Raw genomic sequence first — 17,889 nt, 5'->3', positions numbered from 1 at the left:
GTGGTGCCGTGCCAGTCAGTGCTAACCCGATTCTTGAGTTATTCACCGGCTCTTGGCACCCGTAACCGGTAACTCAGCACCGCTCGTTCCCCGGCAGGCAGGCTGTAAATCAGCCATTGGATATAACCAATTTCGTTGGCTGGCATGTCGACACCGGCCGGGAAGAAGGTATTGCCATTACGCGACAGGCGGAACTCACCGTCGCGACCGTCCAGTTTGAAGGAGCCTTCAATCAACTGAGCGCCACCGGTCGGAACGGTATTGACCAGCAGTAAATCAGTGAGAGTCTGGGTGCCAGTGTTAACCGCCTCGACCTCCAGCTCCAGCAGATCGCCAGGCCGGGCTTCGATGATTTCAGCACGATTGAAATTGGCGTCACCTTCTGCTTTGGTCAGTCGATAGAAGGTTTCTTTCACCTCGATCTGGCTTTCCGCAATAGTGCCGAAACTGATCAGGCACAGTAGGCTTACCAGCCACAAACGGGTGTAGCGAGTCCGGTTAAGCGTCCACTTCATGAGTCCCTCCCGAGATTCTGCGCGATGCATCTCAACGCATAGTATCCATATATGATCCTCTTTACACCGTTTGCCATAGGATGCAACGAGCGCTGGTGTCACGAGTCAAAAATTCGCTATTGATCAGCCACTTGCAATCCGAGGAGCACCGGGTGCACCTACTGAAGGCCGTGAGACCGCATGGACTAAAACGCCAGGAGCGTTTTAGCATGAGCGTAGCGAGCCCGAAGGGTGAACCCCATGGATGGGGTTCATATCCGGTCTTCGAGCCCCCATGGATGGGTTCACGGCGTGCCTTCAGTAGGTGTGCGCGGTGCTCCGCCTGGCATCCAATTGGGCGTTGACGATGCAGTCAATTACCCTGCGAATCTTTGACTCGTGACACCAAAGGGAGTCATTTAGATACCCGTATCACGCCATTGCGGGGCCAGTTTGACCAGCCAGTCGGTTAGGGCATCGGACATCAGTAACGCATCGGTACGGGGGTCATCCGAGTCGCCGCTTTGTTCGATCAGGGTGTCGGTGAACTTCAGGCGCTTCAGCGTGAAGCTGTCGTCGATGACCGCCTGACAGTTATCGTTCAGCACGATGCCCATTTGACGAATGCGCATGCCGCTGTCGAGCGAGTGGGTGATTTCCGGCGCTTCCAGATCCAGGTTGCGATAGCGAGCCTTGATCGTTGGATCTTCAGCCATGACCAGCTCCAGATCTTCCAGCAACTCAGTTCCCTCAGGGCGCCGTTCGGGCTGTTGGAACCAGTCGGTCAGTATGGTGCTGCCAGCAACGGACTTGCCCACCGGAATGACCGGCAGGGAGCCGATGCTTTCGCGCAATTTGGCAGTCAGGTCATCAGCCGTTTTCTCACTGGCGGCGTTGATCACCAGCCACTGGTGTTTCAGGTCGATCCAGGCGCTGGTACGGCGGGTTTTATGGAACGCCCGGGGCAGCAATTCAGCTCGCAATTGCTCTTTCAGGGCGTCTTTTTCCTTCCGGCCCGGGCGACGACCCTCAGCTTCTTCCACCGCGTCTATTTTCTCCGCCAGCTGCTCATTAAGCACGCTGGCCGGCAAGATTTTTTCCTGAACCTGGGCGGTGATGAACAGGCGATCGCCGACCTTTTCACACAGCATCTGGCTGTCTTTGAACGGCGCGACCCAGCCGAAGGCACTCTCCTGAAGCGCCGTCAGGCCGGTAAATGGCGTTTGCGCCAGTTGTTCATTGAGCTGGTCTTCAGAACCGGACCAGGCGTCGGTAAAACGATACACACGTGCGTTTTTAAACCACATTAAGCCAGCTTCCCATCGGCAGTCGAAATCGAAAGGAGGGCAGTGTACTGGGTTCGCCCTGACAGCAAAACCACTTTGCCACATCCGGGCCACGGTTTACCCTGATGCTGTGATGGACCGCTAAACAGGAATCAATAATGGCTGCAATGTCATGGCACCGGTGGCTTCAAACCCCATCGCCGACGATCAGGGTACTGCTGACGATATCCGCCCTGTGTCTGCTGGGCTCCCTGGCTGGAGTGACTAACTGGCTCGACTATCAGCGCGTTGCCGTTGCCGATGGCGAGGTATGGCGCCTGGTTACTGCCTGGATGGCTCAGTTGAACCCGGCGCACTGGCTGGTGAATCAGGGTGGGCTGGTGTTGCTGGCTCTGTTGTTGCCGGGTGACTGGCAGCGACAGGATACCCGGGCCTTTGCCTGGGTCTGGTTGCTGTCCAGTCTCTGGCTGGCCTTCGGGCCTTATGATCAGTATGCGGGGCTCTCCGGCCTGCTTTATGGTTGGTTGCTCTGGGCATTGTGGCGCAGCCCGCATTACAGCAGCCTGATCCGGCTGGCAGTGGCGGTGATTCTTGCGATCAAAGTCATCTCCGAAAACCTCTCCGGACCTAACAGTGGCGGAGCCAGCGGTGTGTCCGGTTTTATTCGCGGGGACATCGCGGTTCAATCGCATCTGGCGGGGCTGATCGCTGGCGCGTTAGCGGTGCTGGTCGCCTGGGGTTGGCGTCGCGCGCGCAATCGCCATTAACGCTTCGGCCCCTCGGCTCAGGGTGCGACCCTGATGCCAGATCACGCCCAGATGTCGCTTCAATTGCACCTGATCTACGGTCAATACGCGCACACTGTCGTCGATCAGGCGGTGGGGCAGCAGGCTCCAGCCGAGCCCACTGGCGACCAGGGCACGAATGGTTTCCAGGTAGTTGACCGCCAGGGTGCGTGACAGCGGCAGGTGGTGGCGCTGAAAGGTCTGTTCGATTAGCCGATAGGTGGTGGTTTGCGCGTCTGGCAGAATGGCTCTGAAGTGCACCAGTTCGTTTAGGCGAATCTTGCCTTTGCGCTGGGTCAGGGGGTGATCCGGGCTGACAACAAATTCAAGGACGTCGGTCCACAGGGTTTCCTTGCGCAATTCACGGGGCAGGGTGGTGGGCAGGGTAATGAACGCCAGTTCAAGGTCGCGCCGGGCGATGGCCTGCAGCGTCTGTTCCGATTCCAGAAACTGAACGTCCAGGTGAGCTTCGGGAAACTGATCGGTCAGCGACCGCAGTAACGGGCCCAGGTAATGCAAACCAATGTGGTGACTGCTAGCAATGCTCAACTGCCCGACCTGGTCGCTACCGGCCTGGCTGACCGCCAGGCGTGCATCGCGAATGTCTTCCAGTATCCGGCTGGCGCGTTCAACCAGCAGGCGCCCGCTCTCAGTCAGGTAGACATCCCGACCAATCCGGTCAAATAACGGCACGCCCAGTGATTGCTCCAGATTGGCAACCCGCTTCGAAATGGCCGGCTGAGTCAAAAACAGCCGCTCGGCCGCTCGGCTGAAAGAGCCGGTTTCGGCAACGGCAAGGAAGGCTTCCAGACTGTGGTGATCCATTCGTATTCCATTTTGTTATGGAAAAGATAAAAATAATAAATTTGTATTATTCATCAGTCTACATAGACTGTGCAACACAGACAAATACCGTGATATTGCAACTTTTGGAGTTGACGACCAGTTGAGTGCAAGGGGTTGGGTATGTCTCTCCGGGGTAGTCCGCAACATGGATGTTGCGGTCTAGGCCCCATGGACGGGTTTACGCCGACCTCGGAGAGGCATACCCGGCCCCTTGCACGGATTTCTGGCGATGTTGCCAGACCCAACTCCGAAGGTTGTGGCTCGATGCAACCGGCGTGTTAACGACAATTCTCAGGCGCCGAGCGCAGTTTCAGGACAGGAGGGGACGGCATGGCCGGTAAGACCTTGTACGACAAGTTATGGGATGCCCATAAGATATCCGAGCGTGAAGATGGCACCGCTTTGATTTACATCGACCGGCAATTACTGCACGAAGTGACGTCACCGCAGGCCTTTGAAGGTTTGCGACTGGCGGGTCGCAAGCCGTGGCGGCTCGATACCAACCTGGCGACGCCCGATCACAACGTCTCTACCGATTTAGCCGAGCGTCAGGCGGGTGTGTCCGGTATTCGCGACGAGATATCGCGTATTCAGGTGACAACGCTCGACGATAACTGCACCGCCTTTGGTGTGCGTGAATTCAGCATGAACGACATTAATCAGGGCATCGTCCACGTGGTCGGGCCGGAACAGGGCGCGACCCTGCCGGGTATGACCATCGTCTGTGGTGATTCCCACACCTCCACTCACGGTGCCATGGGCTCACTGGCTTTTGGTATTGGAACCTCGGAAGTCGAGCATGTGCTGGCCACTCAGTGCCTGATTCAGCGCAAGATGAAGAATCTGCGCATTCGGGTCGAGGGTGACTTGCCCGCTGGCATTACTGCCAAAGACGTGGTGCTTTACATCATTGGCCAGATCGGTACGGCCGGTGGTACCGGTTATGCCATCGAGTTTGCCGGGTCGGCCTTGCGCTCCTTGTCGATGGAGGGTCGGATGACGGTCTGCAATATGGCAATTGAAGCCGGCGCTCGCGCTGGCATGGTCGCCGTAGATGAAACCACCATTGAGTACTTCAAGGGTCGCCCATTCGCGCCCAAAGGCGACATGTGGGATCGCGCGGCCGACTACTGGCGTACCCTGGTCAGTGATGACGACGCGGTGTTCGACAAAGAAATTGTCTTGCAGGCGGCCGATATCGAACCTCAGGTATCGTGGGGAACGTCGCCGGAAATGGTGGTCGGCGTTACCGCCAACGTGCCCAACCCGCAAAGCGTGGCTGATGAAGACAGCCGCAAAGGTGTGGTCAGGGCACTGGAATACATGGGCCTGCAGGCTGATCAGCCGATTGAGTCGATCCGCCTTGATCGTATCTTCATCGGTTCCTGCACCAATTCGCGCATCGAAGATTTGCGCGCGGCTGCCGCTGTGGTTAAAGGTTACAGCGTTGCCAGCAGTGTCAAACAGGCGATGGTCGTGCCGGGTTCCGGGCTGGTGAAGCAGCAGGCTGAAGCGGAAGGTCTGGATGTTATTTTCCGGGCCGCCGGTTTTCAGTGGCGCGAGCCCGGTTGCTCCATGTGTCTGGCTATGAACGCCGATAAACTCGGCCAGGGCGAGCATTGTGCCTCGACTTCGAACCGTAACTTTGAAGGCCGCCAGGGTTTTGGTGGTCGAACGCATCTGGTTAGCCCGGCCATGGCCGCCGCTGCGGCTATTAAAGGGCATTTCGTCGATATCCGGACCTGGCAGGAGGGTGCCGCATGAAACCATTTACCACCGTAACCGGCCTGGCTGCCCCCATGGATCGCAGCAATGTGGATACCGACATGATCATTCCCAAGCAGTTCCTGAAATCGATCAAGCGCAGTGGTTTTGGTCCGAATCTGTTTGATGAGGTTCGCTATCTGGATGAAGGGCAGCCGGGAATGGACAACAGCCAGCGTCCGCTGAATCCGGATTTTGAGCTGAACAAGCCGCGCTATGCGGGTGCTCAGGTGTTACTGGCACGCAAGAATTTTGGTTGTGGCTCCAGTCGCGAGCATGCCCCCTGGGCGCTTGAGGACTATGGGTTCCGGGCCATTATCGCGCCCAGTTTTGCTGATATTTTCTACAACAACTGCTTCAAGAACGGCCTGCTGCCCATCGTACTGGCGGAAGATATTGTCGATCGTCTGTTCCAGGCGGTCGCCAACACTGAAGGCTATACACTGACCGTTGACCTTGAGAACCAGCAGGTCATCACGCCCGGGGGAGAGGTCTTTGAATTTGAAGTGAACGCCTTTCGCAAGCATTGCCTGATCAATGGTCTGGATGACATAGGCCTGACCCTGCAGGACGCAGACGCCATTCGCGCCTATGAAACACGCCGTGAACAGGAAACGCCCTGGGTATTTGGACACATTCGTTAAGGAAACGACATGACTGCAAACAACAACGCTTCCATTCTGATATTGCCCGGTGATGGCATAGGCCCTGAGATTGTCAGCCAGGCCGAGCGTGTCCTGAACGCTGTCGCCGAGCGCGAAGGGCTAAGTGTGACGCTCGATCACGCCCTGGTGGGTGGTGCGGCTATCGAGGCCACGGGCAAGCCGCTGCCCGACGAGACCCTGGCCAAGGCCCGGTCTGCCGATGCCATTTTACTCGGGGCCGTCGGAGGGCCGCAGTGGGATGCCCTCGATATGGCGATTCGCCCTGAAAAGGGACTGCTGGGGCTGCGCTCCGAATTGGCCCTGTTCGGCAATTTGCGGCCTGCGATTCTGTATCCGCAACTGGCCAGTGCCAGTTCGCTCAAGCCTGAGATCGTAGCCGGACTTGATATCCTGATCGTTCGCGAGCTCACTGGTGGTATCTATTTTGGGCAACCGCGTGGCGAACATCTCAACGAAAAAGGCGAGCGCGAGGGGTATAACACCTACCGTTATAACGAGACTGAAATTCGCCGCATTGGTCGTGTGGCCTTTGAGGCGGCGCGCAAGCGTGGCAAGCGGCTGTGCTCGGTCGATAAGGCAAATGTCCTTGAAGTTACGGTATTGTGGCGCAATATTATGAAGGAACTGTCATCCGAATACCCGGATGTCGAGTTGTCGCACATGTATGTCGACAATGCCGCAATGCAACTGGTAAGGGCACCGAAGCAATTTGATGTGATGGTCACGGGCAACATGTTTGGTGATATTTTGTCCGATTGCGCGGCGATGTTAACCGGTTCGATTGGCATGTTGCCCTCAGCTTCGCTCGACGTGAACGGCAAGGGCATGTATGAGCCGATTCACGGCAGCGCTCCGGACATTGCCGGAAAGGGCATTGCCAACCCGCTGGCGACCATACTGTCGGTAGCTATGATGTTGCGCTATTCGCTTGGTCAGGCTGCTGCGGCTGACGCCATTGAACGGGCGGTCAGTGATGTGCTCGACCAGGGGCTGCGCACTGCAGATATTGCGGCGGCTGGCAAAGCCGCTGTGACAACAGACGCCATGGGCGATGCCGTTGTTGCGGCACTGGCGAACCACTAATCGCCCGATTCGGATGATGAATGGCCCGGATGAGCCGGGCCTCGCTGATGAGCCGACAGGCGATCAGCGCAAATACAGGTGACGCCTCCACACTGTGCGGGGCGTGAACACTGAGAGGATTACAATGAAAGTCGGTTTTGTAGGTTGGCGTGGCATGGTGGGCTCAGTCCTGATGCAACGCATGCGCGAAGAAAACGATTTTGCAGGCATTGAGCCAATATTCTTTACCACCAGCCAGGCAGGGCAGGCCGCACCCGATGTAGGTCAGGGCCCGGCAGTGCTGGAAAAAGCGACCGACATCGATGCGCTGACAGCATGCGATGTCATCATCACCTGTCAGGGCGGTGATTACACCTCGGAAGTCTATGAGCCGCTGCGCAAAACGGGCTGGCAGGGGTATTGGCTGGACGCAGCATCAACGCTGCGCATGGCTGACGACTCCGTCATCGTACTCGACCCGGTCAATCGTGACGTGATCGATCGTGCGGTTGATGCCGGCACCAAAACCTTCGTCGGTGGCAACTGCACCGTTAGCCTGATGTTGATGGGGTTGGGCGGACTGTTCCGTGAAAACCTGATTGAATGGGTCTCGCCGATGACCTATCAGGCCGCATCCGGCTCCGGTGCAAAACACATGCGCGAGTTGCTGCAACAGATGGGTGCGGTGCATAAAGTATCCGAGTCTTACCTGGCTGACCCGGCTTCTGCCATTCTGGAGTTGGATAAAACCGTCTCGGAATTCATCCGCAGTGACCAGTACCCCTGTGATCAATTCGGTGTGCCGTTAGCTGGCAGCCTGATTCCCTGGATCGACTCGGCGTTGCCTTCCGGGCAGAGCAAGGAAGAGTGGAAGGCTCAGGTTGAGGCCAATAAGATTCTCGGTCGCAGCGACTCCCCGATTCCTATCGACGGTTTGTGTGTGCGAGTCGGTGCGATGCGCTCACACAGCCAGGCGATGACGATCAAATTGCGCAACGATGTCCCCCTGAGCGACGTGGAGTCGATTCTGGCCAGCGCTAACGATTGGGTTAGCGTGGTTCCCAACGAGCGTGAGGCGACCATGCAAGGTCTGACACCGGCTAAAGTGACCGGCACAATGTCCGTACCCGTTGGCCGCCTGCGCAAATTGGCCATGGGTGACGATTATTTAGGCGCCTTTACCGTGGGTGACCAGCTACTGTGGGGGGCTGCAGAGCCGATTCGGCGAATGCTGGCCATTTTGAACCACAAAATCTAGTGGCAAAAATGGAGAGCACGGTAAAGTGGGCATAGAGACGCTTAAGCCGTGTTTTTCGTTTAATTTCAAGTGCTTATTTATGACAAAGCGATGGTGACACATCGCTCTTTTGCGTTTGACCGGTAAAAAAAGTGTGACCGGGGCGATAACAAAAAACCCCTTGTGTTGCGAAAAATCCTTTTATCAATAATACTTAGCGTAAGTTTTGAAAGTCCTTTCTAGTTTTCAAAGCCGTAAATTTGGGTCTGCAATAAAAATTGAGAACCAGTTCTCGAATTAATGCGCCCTGACCATACAATAGCGAACTCCTTTTCAATATATTGGTGCCAGTTGTGGTATTGATATCAGGGTTGAGGGAAGGGAAAAGGACGATGTTCAAAAAACAAGCGCTTGTATTTGCTATTTCTGCGCTGGCGTTTACAAATGTAGCGCAGGCGCTTGGATTGGGTGATATAGAACTCAATTCGAACTTGAATGAACCGCTTGACGCGGACATAGAATTGACGCAATTGCGCGGCCTGACAGCGGGTGAAATCATCCCCACCCTGGCCAGCAATGATGCTTTCGTGCGTGCTGGTATCGAGCGCAGTTTCTTCCTGTCCAATATCCAGTTTTCTCTCGAGGAAAACGAAGCGGGTGACCTGATTATCGTACTGGAGACACGACAGCCAGTTCGAGAGCCCTTTCTTAACTTTCTGGTCGAAGTGAACTGGCCGGGTGGCCGGTTGTTGAAAGAGTACACTCTGCTTCTCGACCCGCCCGTGTTCGATACGGGCGTAGTCGGTGAGTCTCTGGTGATTGACCCTGCTGCCCAGCAGGCGCCAGCGCCCAGCCGTGAGATCAGCACCACCACGACGGTCGCGCAGAGCAGTGAAGAGACAACTCCGGTGCCAGCTGCCACTGAACCTCGTCAGGACAACCTGGCCGGCGATGAGTACCGGGTGCAGCGCAACGACACCCTGTGGGAAATCGCCATGCAGGTGCCAGGTCGTGATGGCTACAATATGCAGCAGGTTATGCTGGCATTGCAGGATGTAAACCCGGAAGCCTTCCTGAACGACAACATCAACCGACTCAAAGCCGGCAGCGTCCTGACGTTCCCGACGGCTGAGCAAATGGGTCGCCGCAGCGTTCAGGAAGCTATTCGGGAAGTTGAGAATCAGAACCAGGGCCGGGCTGCCTCAGCAAGGCCGACAACCGCTTCTTCCGAAGCCGCCGAAGTCCAGCTATCGGCAACCGAATCGACCAGCTCGGCATTGCCGGAGCAAGACGGTGAACGTGACCCGGACGGGTATTTGGAAGTGTCGGCCGATGGTGCCGAAGGGACCAGTGCCGGTGGCGAATCGGTTGATCAGAATGAACTGGAGCGTCTTGAGAATGAACTGGCGATAGCCGGTGAATTAAACGACCAGTTCGAACGTGAGCGGGATCAGCTTCAAGGTCGGGTATCCGAACTTGAGGAGCAACTCGCCATCATGGAGCGGATGATCAATCTGCAAAGTGGTGATGCGGCTGCATTCCAGGCTGAACTTGCCGGGCAAGCCGAAGAACAGGCTGCGCAAGCCGATGTGACCGAAAGCGCTGATGCACCAATCGACGGCTCTGACAGCTCGACTGCAGCGCCAGCCGACCAGGCAGCGGCCAGTGAACCTGCACAGCCCGAACCCGAGGTCGCAGCCGAGCCCGAACCTCAGCCAGCGCCGCAACCCCAGCCGGTTGTTCCGCCAGCGCCAGAGCCGGGTGTTATGGGGTTTGTCCAGCAATACACCCAGCCTGCGATCAACTGGGTTATGGCCAGCGTAACCAATATGGTTGCGGCAGCGGCAGCCTTGTTGGTCGTCCTGTTATTGCCATTCTACCTGCGCAGTCGCCGGAACAATAAAGAGGAAGAAAGCCTGGTCGATCTGGATGACACCGATACGGCTGATATCGATCCTGGTTTCGACGAGCATTTCGAAGAAGACATGATCGACGGGTTTGATGGCGAAGATGATTTTGACGACCTTGCCGCCGAAGAGAGTGACGCGACCAGCGATGCTGTCATGGAAGCAGAGATGTACATGGCCTATCAGAAGTACGATCAGGCCGAAGAAAAGCTCAAGTCTGCGTTTGCCGAGCAGCCAAATCGGTCTGATATTGGCTTGAAGTTACTTGAGGTTTACGCCGAAACCGGAAACAGCGCTGCCTTTGGCGAACTTGAGAAGAAGTTGAGCTTATCAGCCGAGCAAAAGTCACAGGTCGATGAGTACCGCAACCGGATGCCATTGTTGGGTTCGAATGAGTCGATGAGTTCTGAACTCGACGATGACGATCTGGATTTTGGTAATTTCAGTGCCGACAGTGATGACTTGTCGTCGCTGGAAGACGAGTCTGAATCGGACGATATTGAATACACAGCGGAGTCTGAAGAGCGTTCGTTATCCGGCGACTCCAAAGGTTCTGGTCTGACGCTTGACTCGCCGGGTAGTGAAGCCAGCAGCGATTTGGATTTCAGCCTGGACCTTGATGACCTGGAATTGCCAGAAAGCGAAGGTGACGACGACGGTCTTGATTTCGATTTGCAAGAATTGGGTTTGGACGACGAAGAGCCTGCCGCTGAGAAACCGAAACCGGCTTCATCCGAGCTTGATTTCGACTTTGACGATACCGACGAAGGTGAGCTTTCTTCTGATCTTGATTTCAGTCTGGATGAAACCTCCGTTGAACCCGAGCCGGAACTGCCGAAGCTGGAGGATGATGACGACATCGATTTTGATGCGGAGATTGCCGCATTGGATGATGACAGCACGCTTGAGTCCGCACTGCCCGATGAGTTACCGACAGATGACAGTCTGAGCCTGGACAGCAGTACTACCGAAGAGCGCGCTGTTGATGTTCCGGAGAGCTCGGACGCTTTGCAGGATCTTGCGGATGCCTTGCCAGGCGAAGCAGAACTTGACGATGACGAGTTTGATTTTCTGTCGGGCAACGACGAAGCGAGCACCAAGCTTGATCTGGCACGCGCCTACATCGAGATGGACGACAAGGATGGCGCCCGTGACATCCTCGAAGAGGTCGCTCATGAGGGTACCGACGAGCAAAAGAGTTTGGCCAAGGAGTTGATGGACCAGCTCTGATTCAAGAGCCTGACGGGTCTTTCAAACAGACCCGAATGCTGTAAACTGCGCCGCTCCCTGAGCGGCGTTTTTTTTGGACTCATGACAGACCAATTTCCTTTTTTACGGCCCGAACACCGGTACCGGGTTGCCATGTGCGTAGAGTACCGGGGCACTGACTATTACGGCTGGCAGATCCAGAAGACGGGTGTTAGAACCGTTCAGGCCGAGCTGACAAAGGCCATTTCAAAGGTAGCCAACGAACCGGTTGACCTGATTGTCGCGGGTCGGACCGATGCGGGTGTTCATGCCAGTAACCAGATTCTCCACTTTGATACCGCCAGTTACCGAAAAGACTATGGCTGGACCTCTGGCGCTAATACCTTGTTGCCCAACGACATTAGCGTGCAGTGGACGCAGCCGGTAGATATAGATTTTCACGCCCGTTTCTCGGCGCGTGAGCGGGCGTATCGTTACATTGTCTACTGTGCTCCCATGCCCAGCGGCATCTTGCGAGACGGCATGACCTGGGAGCGTCGTCCTCTGGACCTTGAGCGCATGCAGGCCGCCGCCGATCTGTTGTTGGGTGAGCACGATTTTTCATCCTTTCGCGCCGCCAACTGCCAGGCCCATTCACCGGTTAAGGACGTTCGCGAACTCAGGCTGGTTCGTCAGGGGCGACTGATCGTGCTCCAGGCCCGTGCAAACGGCTTCCTCTATCACATGGTGCGAAACATCATGGGTGTGTTGCTGGCCATTGGTCGTGGTGACAGACCGGTCGAATGGGCTCTGGAAGTGCTAGAGGGCAGAGACCGGAATCGGGGCGGCATCACCGCGCCAGCGGCCGGGTTGTATTTCGTGCGAGCTCGTTACGACCGGGGTGATCTGCCCGAGCGCGAAGCCGGACCGGCCATTCTGGACGGATTTACCGGGCTGAATGCGGTCTAGGCGTTGTTTTCGTAGGTCGGGTTCAGTCGGCGCACTGCTTTGGTACTGTTCAGGCGGCTATTCTTAAACCGTGTGGCGTCGATTGCCGTCACTCTTTGTGGTGAAGGGCATTGGGACTGGCCCCCGGCTTTGGTAGACTGGGGTTAATAACGTCAGGAACGGACCATGAGCCCGGAAAATACGTCCCACCCAGGGCCGCACCCGCGGACCCGTATCAAATATTGCGGCATGACGCGCCTCAGTGATGTGGAATACGCTGATCACTTGGGTGTTGATGCCATTGGTCTGGTTTTCTATCCACCCAGCCCGCGAGCCGTTACTCCCTCACAGGCAGCGCCTCTGGCCAAAGCGGCCGGTATTTTTTGCAGTCGGGTCGGGTTGTTTGTTAATCCTACCGAAGCAGATGTGCGGGAAACGCTGAGTCAGGTGCCGCTCGACGTGCTGCAGTTTCACGGTGATGAGCCTCCAGAATTCTGCGCCGGGTTTGACCGGCCCTGGATCAAGGCGCTGCGTGTGCAGGATGCGCAATCACTTGAGCGCGCACTCGACCGCTACCAAAATGCCGATGGCTTGATACTCGACGCGTTTAAAGCAGGCGTGCCGGGAGGGACCGGTGAGATCTTTCAATGGACACTCATCCCTGAACGATGGCGACGCCGTATAGTCTTGGCCGGGGGGCTCACGCCGGCCAATGTGAATGAGGCGGTTCGTGCGATCAGACCGCAGGGCGTAGACGTCAGCGGCGGAATTGAGGCTGAGAAAGGCTTGAAATCGCCGGACAAGATGACCGAATTTATGCGCCAGGTAACCCTGGCCGATGCAGGAAGAGATCACCGATGACAACACACACAGAAGATTATCACGCCCATCCGGACGCGACGGGTCACTTTGGGCCCTATGGCGGGCGTTTTGCCTCTGAAACCCTGATGGATGCGCTGGACGAACTGTCCGCCATGTACACCAAGCTGAAAGACGATCCCGATTTTCGTCGCCAGTTTGATAAAGACCTGGCCCAGTACGTGGGTCGTCCGTCACCGTTGTACCTGGCGGAACGTCTGACCAAGAACTGGGGTGGGGCAGACATCTACCTGAAACGGGAAGATTTGAACCACACCGGCGCGCACAAAATAAACAACACCGTTGGCCAGGCGTTGCTGGCCAAATACAGCGGCAAGCCGCGGGTGATTGCAGAAACCGGTGCCGGCCAGCATGGGGTGGCGACGGCTACTGTGGCGGCGCGCCTGGGTCTGAAGTGCGTTGTTTACATGGGTGCAGAAGACGTTGAGCGCCAGAAACTGAACGTTTACCGCATGCGTCTGCTCGGTGCTGAGGTGGTGTCGGTAACGTCCGGCTCACGCACACTCAAAGACGCGATGAACGAAGCCATGCGCGACTGGGTCACCAATGTCGACGATACCTACTACATCATTGGTACGGTAGCCGGGCCACACCCTTACCCGACGCTGGTGCGAGACTTTAACGCCATTATCGGCCGTGAGGCCCGTCGTCAGATATTGGATCAAACCGGTGAATTGCCGGATGCGCTGGTCGCCTGCGTGGGTGGCGGATCCAACGCCATTGGTCTGTTCTGGGAATTTCTGAACGACAAAAGCGTTGAAATATACGGCGTCGAAGCTGGTGGCCACGGCCTCGACGGGGATGATCACGCCGCGCCGCTAAGCAAGGGGCGCCCGGGTGTGCTGCACGGTAACCGTACCTATATCATGGCCAATGAAGATGGCCAGATCAGCGCTACGCACTCGGTTTCTGCCGGTCTCGATTACCCGGGTGTTGGGCCCGAGCATGCCTGGTTGAAAGACTCGAATCGTGCCCACTATGTGGCCATCACTGATGATGAGGCACTGGACGCGTTTCGCGAACTGACCCGTACCGAGGGCATTATGCCAGCACTGGAAAGCGCCCACGCGGTCGCTTATGCCAAGAAACTCGCGAAACAGCTGGGTAAAGGCAAGCGCATCATTGTGAATCTGTCCGGACGGGGTGATAAAGACGTTCACACCGTGGCGGCACTGGATGGTTTGTCAATTTAAGGATCGGATTTGGGCTCTGTCACCAGAGCCCGGTTCCGTTATCCCATCAAGGAATTGTTATGAGTCGTATTGCTGCTACTTTTGAGCGCCTGAAAAACGAGGGTCGAAAAGCCCTGATTCCCTTCGTGACCGCCGGAGACCCACGTCCCGACGTCACGCTGCCGCTAATGCATGCACTGGTGGAGCAGGGCGCCAATATCATTGAACTGGGCATGCCCTTTTCCGACCCCATGGCTGATGGTCCGGCAATTCAGCGTGCCAATGAACGCGCGCTGGCCAATGGCATGTCGTTGCGCAAGACGCTGGACATTGTGGCTGAATTTCGCAAGACCAATCAGGACACGCCTGTGGTATTAATGGGTTACCTGAATCCGGTTGAGTGGATGGGCTACGAGACCTTCGTTAAAGCCGCGCACAATGCCGGCGTTGATGGCTTGCTGATGGTTGATATGCCGCCGGAAGAGGGCGGTGGTATTGTCGAGCACGCCCGGGCCGTAGGCCTGGATCTGATTTACCTGGTGACCCCGACCACGACCAACGAGCGTTTCGACATCATTTGCAAGCGCAGCACCGGTTGGATCTACTATGTTTCACTGAAAGGCATCACCGGGGCCAACACCCTGAATGTCGATGAAGTGGCCGAACGCATGAGCTGGATTGAGCAGCATACCGATGTTCCGGTCTGCGTTGGCTTCGGTATTCGGGACGGTGAAACGGCGGCTCGGGTGGCGAAAGTCTGCAGCGGTGTGATCGTCGGCTCAGTGCTGGTAAATGCGATAGAGCGGCTGGAATCTGAATCAGCCGTTGAAATTTCGTCACAAGTGTCTAAGTTGTTGGGTGATATGCGGGTCGCCATGGATCGCGCATAATACTGAATTCGAACATCGAATGATGAGGAAGCGATGAGTAGCTGGCTGGACAAAATTGTACCGTCACTGATTCGGTCGGGCGCGAGTCAACGCTCCAGCGTACCGGAAGGGTTGTGGAAGAAGTGCCCGAAATGCAGCGCTGTTCTGTATCGCCCGGAGCTGGAGCGGAATCAGGATGTTTGCCCCAAATGTGAGCATCACATGCGTATTGGCGCAAGGCGTCGCATCGACCTGTTTCTCGACGAAGCCGACCGGGAAGAGTTCGCGACGGACGTCATGCCGCGTGACCGGCTCAAGTTTCGGGACGGTAAACGCTACAAAGACCGTCTGATCGCAGCGCAAAAGGCGACGGGTGAGAACGATGCCATGGTTACCGTGAAGGGGACTCTGGAAGGGTTACCTGTGGTCGTGGCGGCCTTCGACTTCAACTTTATGGGGGGGTCCATGGGGGCCGTGGTTGGCGAGAAATTCGCCCAGGCCGCCAAGGTGGCGCTTGAAGAGCGCAGGCCACTGATTTGCTTTGCCACCTCGGGTGGTGCACGCATGCAGGAAGCCTTGTTCTCGCTCATGCAAATGGCCAAAACCAGTGCAGCCATCGAAAAATTGCGTGAAGCGGGCGTGCCCTATATTTCGGTCATGCTGGATCCGTGCTTTGGCGGTGTCTCGGCTTCCCTGGCGCTGCTTGGCGACGTGAATGTTGCCGAGCCCAATGCTCTGATCGGTTTTGCCGGACCTCGCGTTATCGAGCAGACCGTACGCGAACAACTGCCAGAAGGCTTTCAGCGCAGTGAGTTTCTGCTTGAAAAAGGCGCAATTGATATGATTTTGCATCGCCACGAGCAACGCGACCGGCTGGCAGGCCTGCTGAAGAAGCTGACCCATGCGACCGCAGCCTGATGCTACGCTCGATGACTGGCTGACGTATCTCGAACACCTGCACAGCCAGGCCATTGATATGGGACTCGACCGCCTCCGGGCGGTCGCGTCACGTCTGGACTTGCCATTGGCGTCAGCGGGTCGCCAGCGCCCCTATGTGTTTACCGTCGCGGGCACGAATGGCAAGGGCTCAACCTGCGATACCCTGCGCCAACTCAGTCTGTTGGCAGGGTGTCGGGTTGGGCTTTATACCTCTCCCCATCTGCATCGCTTCAATGAACGTGTACAGATCGATGCGAACCCGGTCACCGATGCCAATCTGATTGCCGCCTCCGAGCAGGTTGAACTGGCCCGGGGTGATGTCACCCTGACGTACTTTGAATTCACCACCCTGGCTGCCTTTGTGGTGTTTCAGGCGGCAGACCTGGATGTCTGGGTGCTTGAAGTGGGTCTCGGCGGTCGACTGGATGCGGTGAATCTGGTGGACCCGGATGTGGCACTGGTGACGACCATTGATCTTGATCATGCTGCCTTTCTGGGTACGGATCGAGATCAGATCGGCATTGAAAAAGCCGGAATATTCAGACCGGGCACGGATGCTGTGCTGGGCAGCGACGACTTGCCGCACACGGTTGTGGACAGCGCCAACGCTCTGGACGCACCTGTATGGCCTCTGGGTATCACTCATGGCGTCGATCAAGAGGGACTCTGGTGGACCGATGCCGATGGTGTGCATCGACTAGAGGGCACTGGACTGACCACAACCGTGCCGCCCGACAATCTGATCTCGGCGCGTCAGGCATTTGCCCGGTCACCCTTTAAGGTAACCGATGGGCAGACGCTGGCGGCCTTTAATGCCGTGGTTCCGGCCGGTCGTCTCCAGCGGCTTCATGCGATGGAGTGCGACTGGGTTCTGGATGTCGGCCATAATCCTCACGCAGCCCGTTATCTGGCTCGACGGCTTGGCGACCGTCGTTGGCATGTTTTGCTGGGCATGTTGGCTGACAAGGATGTTGAAGCAGTAACCCGCGCGCTGGCACCTTTGGCGGCAAGCTGGTCGCTGGCATCGTTGTCAGTGCCACGCGGTCTAACGGCCACTGAACTGAACGCCAGGGCGACAGTCAGCCCGGCCCGGTGCTATGATTCGGTAGCCGCAGCGGTGGCGGCTGCGCCGGAAGATGCTCAGGGGTTGCCGATCTTAGTGTGCGGCTCCTTTTTTACCGTCGCCGATGCGTTGAGTCTGCTGGCAAAACAGCCGAATACCGCCGGCGTCTGATACATCGCAGTGTCTATTGGAGCAAGGTTTGGACGTTCGAATTCAACAGCGCCTGGTCGGGGCGCTGGTCATACTGGCTCTGGTGTTCTTGATTGCCCCGGTCGTACTCGACGGGAACGGTCGCATCCCGGAGAAAATAACTCAGATTCCCCCCAAACCCAAACGGCCGGATGTGTCGCATATCCGGGTGGCGGAACCGGCTGCTGATGTATTGCCCGCCTTGCCTGATCCGCCCGCTGCTGAGCCGGAGTCGACAGCGCCCATACCGGAGCCAGCCGCAGCCGAACCTGCATCACCGGTTGAAGCCGAAACTTCAGCTGTGGAGCAGGACGATCCGGTGGCGACGCCCACTGGCCGGGCCTGGAGTGTACAGGTAGCCAGTTTTCGGGACAGTTCCAAGGCCGCTGAGTTGCGGGATCGATTGCGCGACCAGGATTACTCCACCTATGTGAATGAAGTGTTGTTATCTGACGGGTCTGTCTTCACCCAGGTGCTGGTCGGACCGGATGGTGACCTGGAACGGGTTCGCGACATGCAGCAGAACATTCTTGAGCAAACGGGTCTTCAGGGGCTGGTGGTCCGCTTTCAACCATGACAGGTCGTTGCGCTGAGTT

At 56.9% G+C, this 17,889-nt stretch carries 16 protein-coding genes; 13 read left to right on the top strand and 3 right to left on the bottom strand.

What is annotated here, in order from left to right:
* Window positions 1–38: 38 nt before the first annotated feature.
* Entirely contained in the window at window positions 39–515 is a 477-nt protein-coding gene (locus G565_RS0104375; RefSeq protein ID WP_169579612.1) for a DUF11 domain-containing protein, read from the bottom strand.
* 398 nt (window positions 516–913) lie between these two features.
* Window positions 914–1,801, bottom strand: a complete 888-nt coding sequence (locus G565_RS0104370; RefSeq protein WP_028669865.1) for a recombination-associated protein RdgC — start codon at window positions 1,799–1,801, stop codon at window positions 914–916.
* 137 nt (window positions 1,802–1,938) lie between these two features.
* On the opposite strand from G565_RS0104370, the gene rrtA reads away from it, so the two are divergent.
* Complete coding sequence (gene rrtA, locus G565_RS0104365; RefSeq protein WP_028669864.1) at window positions 1,939–2,547, top strand: rhombosortase; 609 nt, start codon at window positions 1,939–1,941, stop codon at window positions 2,545–2,547.
* Here rrtA and G565_RS0104360 read toward each other — a convergent pair.
* Complete coding sequence (locus tag G565_RS0104360) at window positions 2,497–3,390, bottom strand: LysR family transcriptional regulator (protein WP_028669863.1); 894 nt, start codon at window positions 3,388–3,390, stop codon at window positions 2,497–2,499. The genes rrtA and G565_RS0104360 overlap by 51 nt on opposite strands.
* A gap of 351 nt (window positions 3,391–3,741) precedes the next feature.
* Between G565_RS0104360 and leuC the strand changes: the two genes are divergently transcribed.
* From leuC to G565_RS0104300, 12 genes are all read left to right on the top strand, one after another.
* Entirely contained in the window at window positions 3,742–5,175 is a 1,434-nt protein-coding gene (gene leuC, locus G565_RS0104355) for a 3-isopropylmalate dehydratase large subunit (RefSeq protein ID WP_028669862.1), read from the top strand.
* Window positions 5,172–5,819 (top strand): 3-isopropylmalate dehydratase small subunit, encoded by a 648-nt coding sequence (leuD, locus tag G565_RS0104350; protein ID WP_028669861.1) that lies wholly within the window; start codon window positions 5,172–5,174, stop codon window positions 5,817–5,819. The genes leuC and leuD overlap by 4 nt, the downstream gene beginning before the upstream one ends.
* A gap of 9 nt (window positions 5,820–5,828) precedes the next feature.
* Window positions 5,829–6,923 carry a 3-isopropylmalate dehydrogenase gene (gene leuB / locus G565_RS0104345; protein WP_028669860.1) on the top strand — a complete coding sequence of 365 codons (1,095 nt, stop codon included), beginning with the start codon at window positions 5,829–5,831 and terminating at the stop codon, window positions 6,921–6,923.
* 124 nt (window positions 6,924–7,047) lie between these two features.
* Window positions 7,048–8,160, top strand: coding sequence for an aspartate-semialdehyde dehydrogenase (asd, locus tag G565_RS0104340; protein WP_028669859.1), 1,113 nt, complete (start codon window positions 7,048–7,050; stop codon window positions 8,158–8,160).
* 371 nt (window positions 8,161–8,531) lie between these two features.
* Complete coding sequence (locus G565_RS0104335; RefSeq protein WP_028669858.1) at window positions 8,532–11,276, top strand: motility hub landmark protein FimV; 2,745 nt, start codon at window positions 8,532–8,534, stop codon at window positions 11,274–11,276.
* A gap of 81 nt (window positions 11,277–11,357) precedes the next feature.
* Window positions 11,358–12,203, top strand: a complete 846-nt coding sequence (gene truA / locus G565_RS0104330) for a tRNA pseudouridine(38-40) synthase TruA (protein ID WP_028669857.1) — start codon at window positions 11,358–11,360, stop codon at window positions 12,201–12,203.
* 165 nt (window positions 12,204–12,368) lie between these two features.
* Complete coding sequence (locus G565_RS0104325; protein ID WP_051207317.1) at window positions 12,369–13,043, top strand: phosphoribosylanthranilate isomerase; 675 nt, start codon at window positions 12,369–12,371, stop codon at window positions 13,041–13,043.
* Complete coding sequence (trpB, locus tag G565_RS0104320) at window positions 13,040–14,254, top strand: tryptophan synthase subunit beta (protein WP_028669855.1); 1,215 nt, start codon at window positions 13,040–13,042, stop codon at window positions 14,252–14,254. Before G565_RS0104325 ends, trpB begins: the two co-directional genes overlap by 4 nt.
* 59 nt (window positions 14,255–14,313) lie before the next feature.
* Window positions 14,314–15,123, top strand: coding sequence for a tryptophan synthase subunit alpha (trpA, locus tag G565_RS0104315; RefSeq protein ID WP_028669854.1), 810 nt, complete (start codon window positions 14,314–14,316; stop codon window positions 15,121–15,123).
* Between the two features lie 33 nt (window positions 15,124–15,156).
* A complete protein-coding gene (accD, locus tag G565_RS0104310; protein WP_028669853.1) occupies window positions 15,157–16,020 on the top strand; it encodes an acetyl-CoA carboxylase, carboxyltransferase subunit beta in 864 nt (287 codons plus the stop codon).
* Window positions 16,004–17,275: a bifunctional tetrahydrofolate synthase/dihydrofolate synthase gene (gene folC / locus G565_RS0104305; protein WP_028669852.1), complete on the top strand. Its 1,272-nt coding sequence runs from the start codon at window positions 16,004–16,006 to the stop codon at window positions 17,273–17,275. Before accD ends, folC begins: the two co-directional genes overlap by 17 nt.
* A 28-nt stretch (window positions 17,276–17,303) precedes the next feature.
* Window positions 17,304–17,870, top strand: a complete 567-nt coding sequence (locus G565_RS0104300) for an SPOR domain-containing protein (protein WP_028669851.1) — start codon at window positions 17,304–17,306, stop codon at window positions 17,868–17,870.
* Window positions 17,871–17,889: the final 19 nt, after the last annotated feature.

This window comes from Saccharospirillum impatiens DSM 12546 (assembly GCF_000423605.1).
Taxonomy (GTDB): domain Bacteria; phylum Pseudomonadota; class Gammaproteobacteria; order Pseudomonadales; family Natronospirillaceae; genus Saccharospirillum; species Saccharospirillum impatiens.
The sequence above is the reverse complement of the archived record's forward strand: the minus strand, read 5'-3'. Positions and strand labels throughout refer to the sequence as shown.

Excerpts from the sequence above, each read along its gene's own strand:
- G565_RS0104375 (WP_169579612.1), bottom strand. The coding sequence starts at position 515 with ATGAAGTGGACGCTTAACCGGACTCGCTACACCCGTTTGTGGCTGGTA.
- asd (WP_028669859.1), top strand. The coding sequence starts at position 7,048 with ATGAAAGTCGGTTTTGTAGGTTGGCGTGGCATGGTGGGCTCAGTCCTG.
- G565_RS0104370 (WP_028669865.1), bottom strand. The coding sequence starts at position 1,801 with ATGTGGTTTAAAAACGCACGTGTGTATCGTTTTACCGACGCCTGGTCC.
- trpA (WP_028669854.1), top strand. The coding sequence starts at position 14,314 with ATGAGTCGTATTGCTGCTACTTTTGAGCGCCTGAAAAACGAGGGTCGA.
- G565_RS0104360 (WP_028669863.1), bottom strand. The coding sequence starts at position 3,390 with ATGGATCACCACAGTCTGGAAGCCTTCCTTGCCGTTGCCGAAACCGGC.
- accD (WP_028669853.1), top strand. The coding sequence starts at position 15,157 with ATGAGTAGCTGGCTGGACAAAATTGTACCGTCACTGATTCGGTCGGGC.
- G565_RS0104325 (WP_051207317.1), top strand. The coding sequence starts at position 12,369 with ATGAGCCCGGAAAATACGTCCCACCCAGGGCCGCACCCGCGGACCCGT.
- folC (WP_028669852.1), top strand. The coding sequence starts at position 16,004 with ATGCGACCGCAGCCTGATGCTACGCTCGATGACTGGCTGACGTATCTC.
- leuD (WP_028669861.1), top strand. The coding sequence starts at position 5,172 with ATGAAACCATTTACCACCGTAACCGGCCTGGCTGCCCCCATGGATCGC.
- truA (WP_028669857.1), top strand. The coding sequence starts at position 11,358 with ATGACAGACCAATTTCCTTTTTTACGGCCCGAACACCGGTACCGGGTT.
- rrtA (WP_028669864.1), top strand. The coding sequence starts at position 1,939 with ATGGCTGCAATGTCATGGCACCGGTGGCTTCAAACCCCATCGCCGACG.
- G565_RS0104335 (WP_028669858.1), top strand. The coding sequence starts at position 8,532 with ATGTTCAAAAAACAAGCGCTTGTATTTGCTATTTCTGCGCTGGCGTTT.
- leuC (WP_028669862.1), top strand. The coding sequence starts at position 3,742 with ATGGCCGGTAAGACCTTGTACGACAAGTTATGGGATGCCCATAAGATA.
- leuB (WP_028669860.1), top strand. The coding sequence starts at position 5,829 with ATGACTGCAAACAACAACGCTTCCATTCTGATATTGCCCGGTGATGGC.
- trpB (WP_028669855.1), top strand. The coding sequence starts at position 13,040 with ATGACAACACACACAGAAGATTATCACGCCCATCCGGACGCGACGGGT.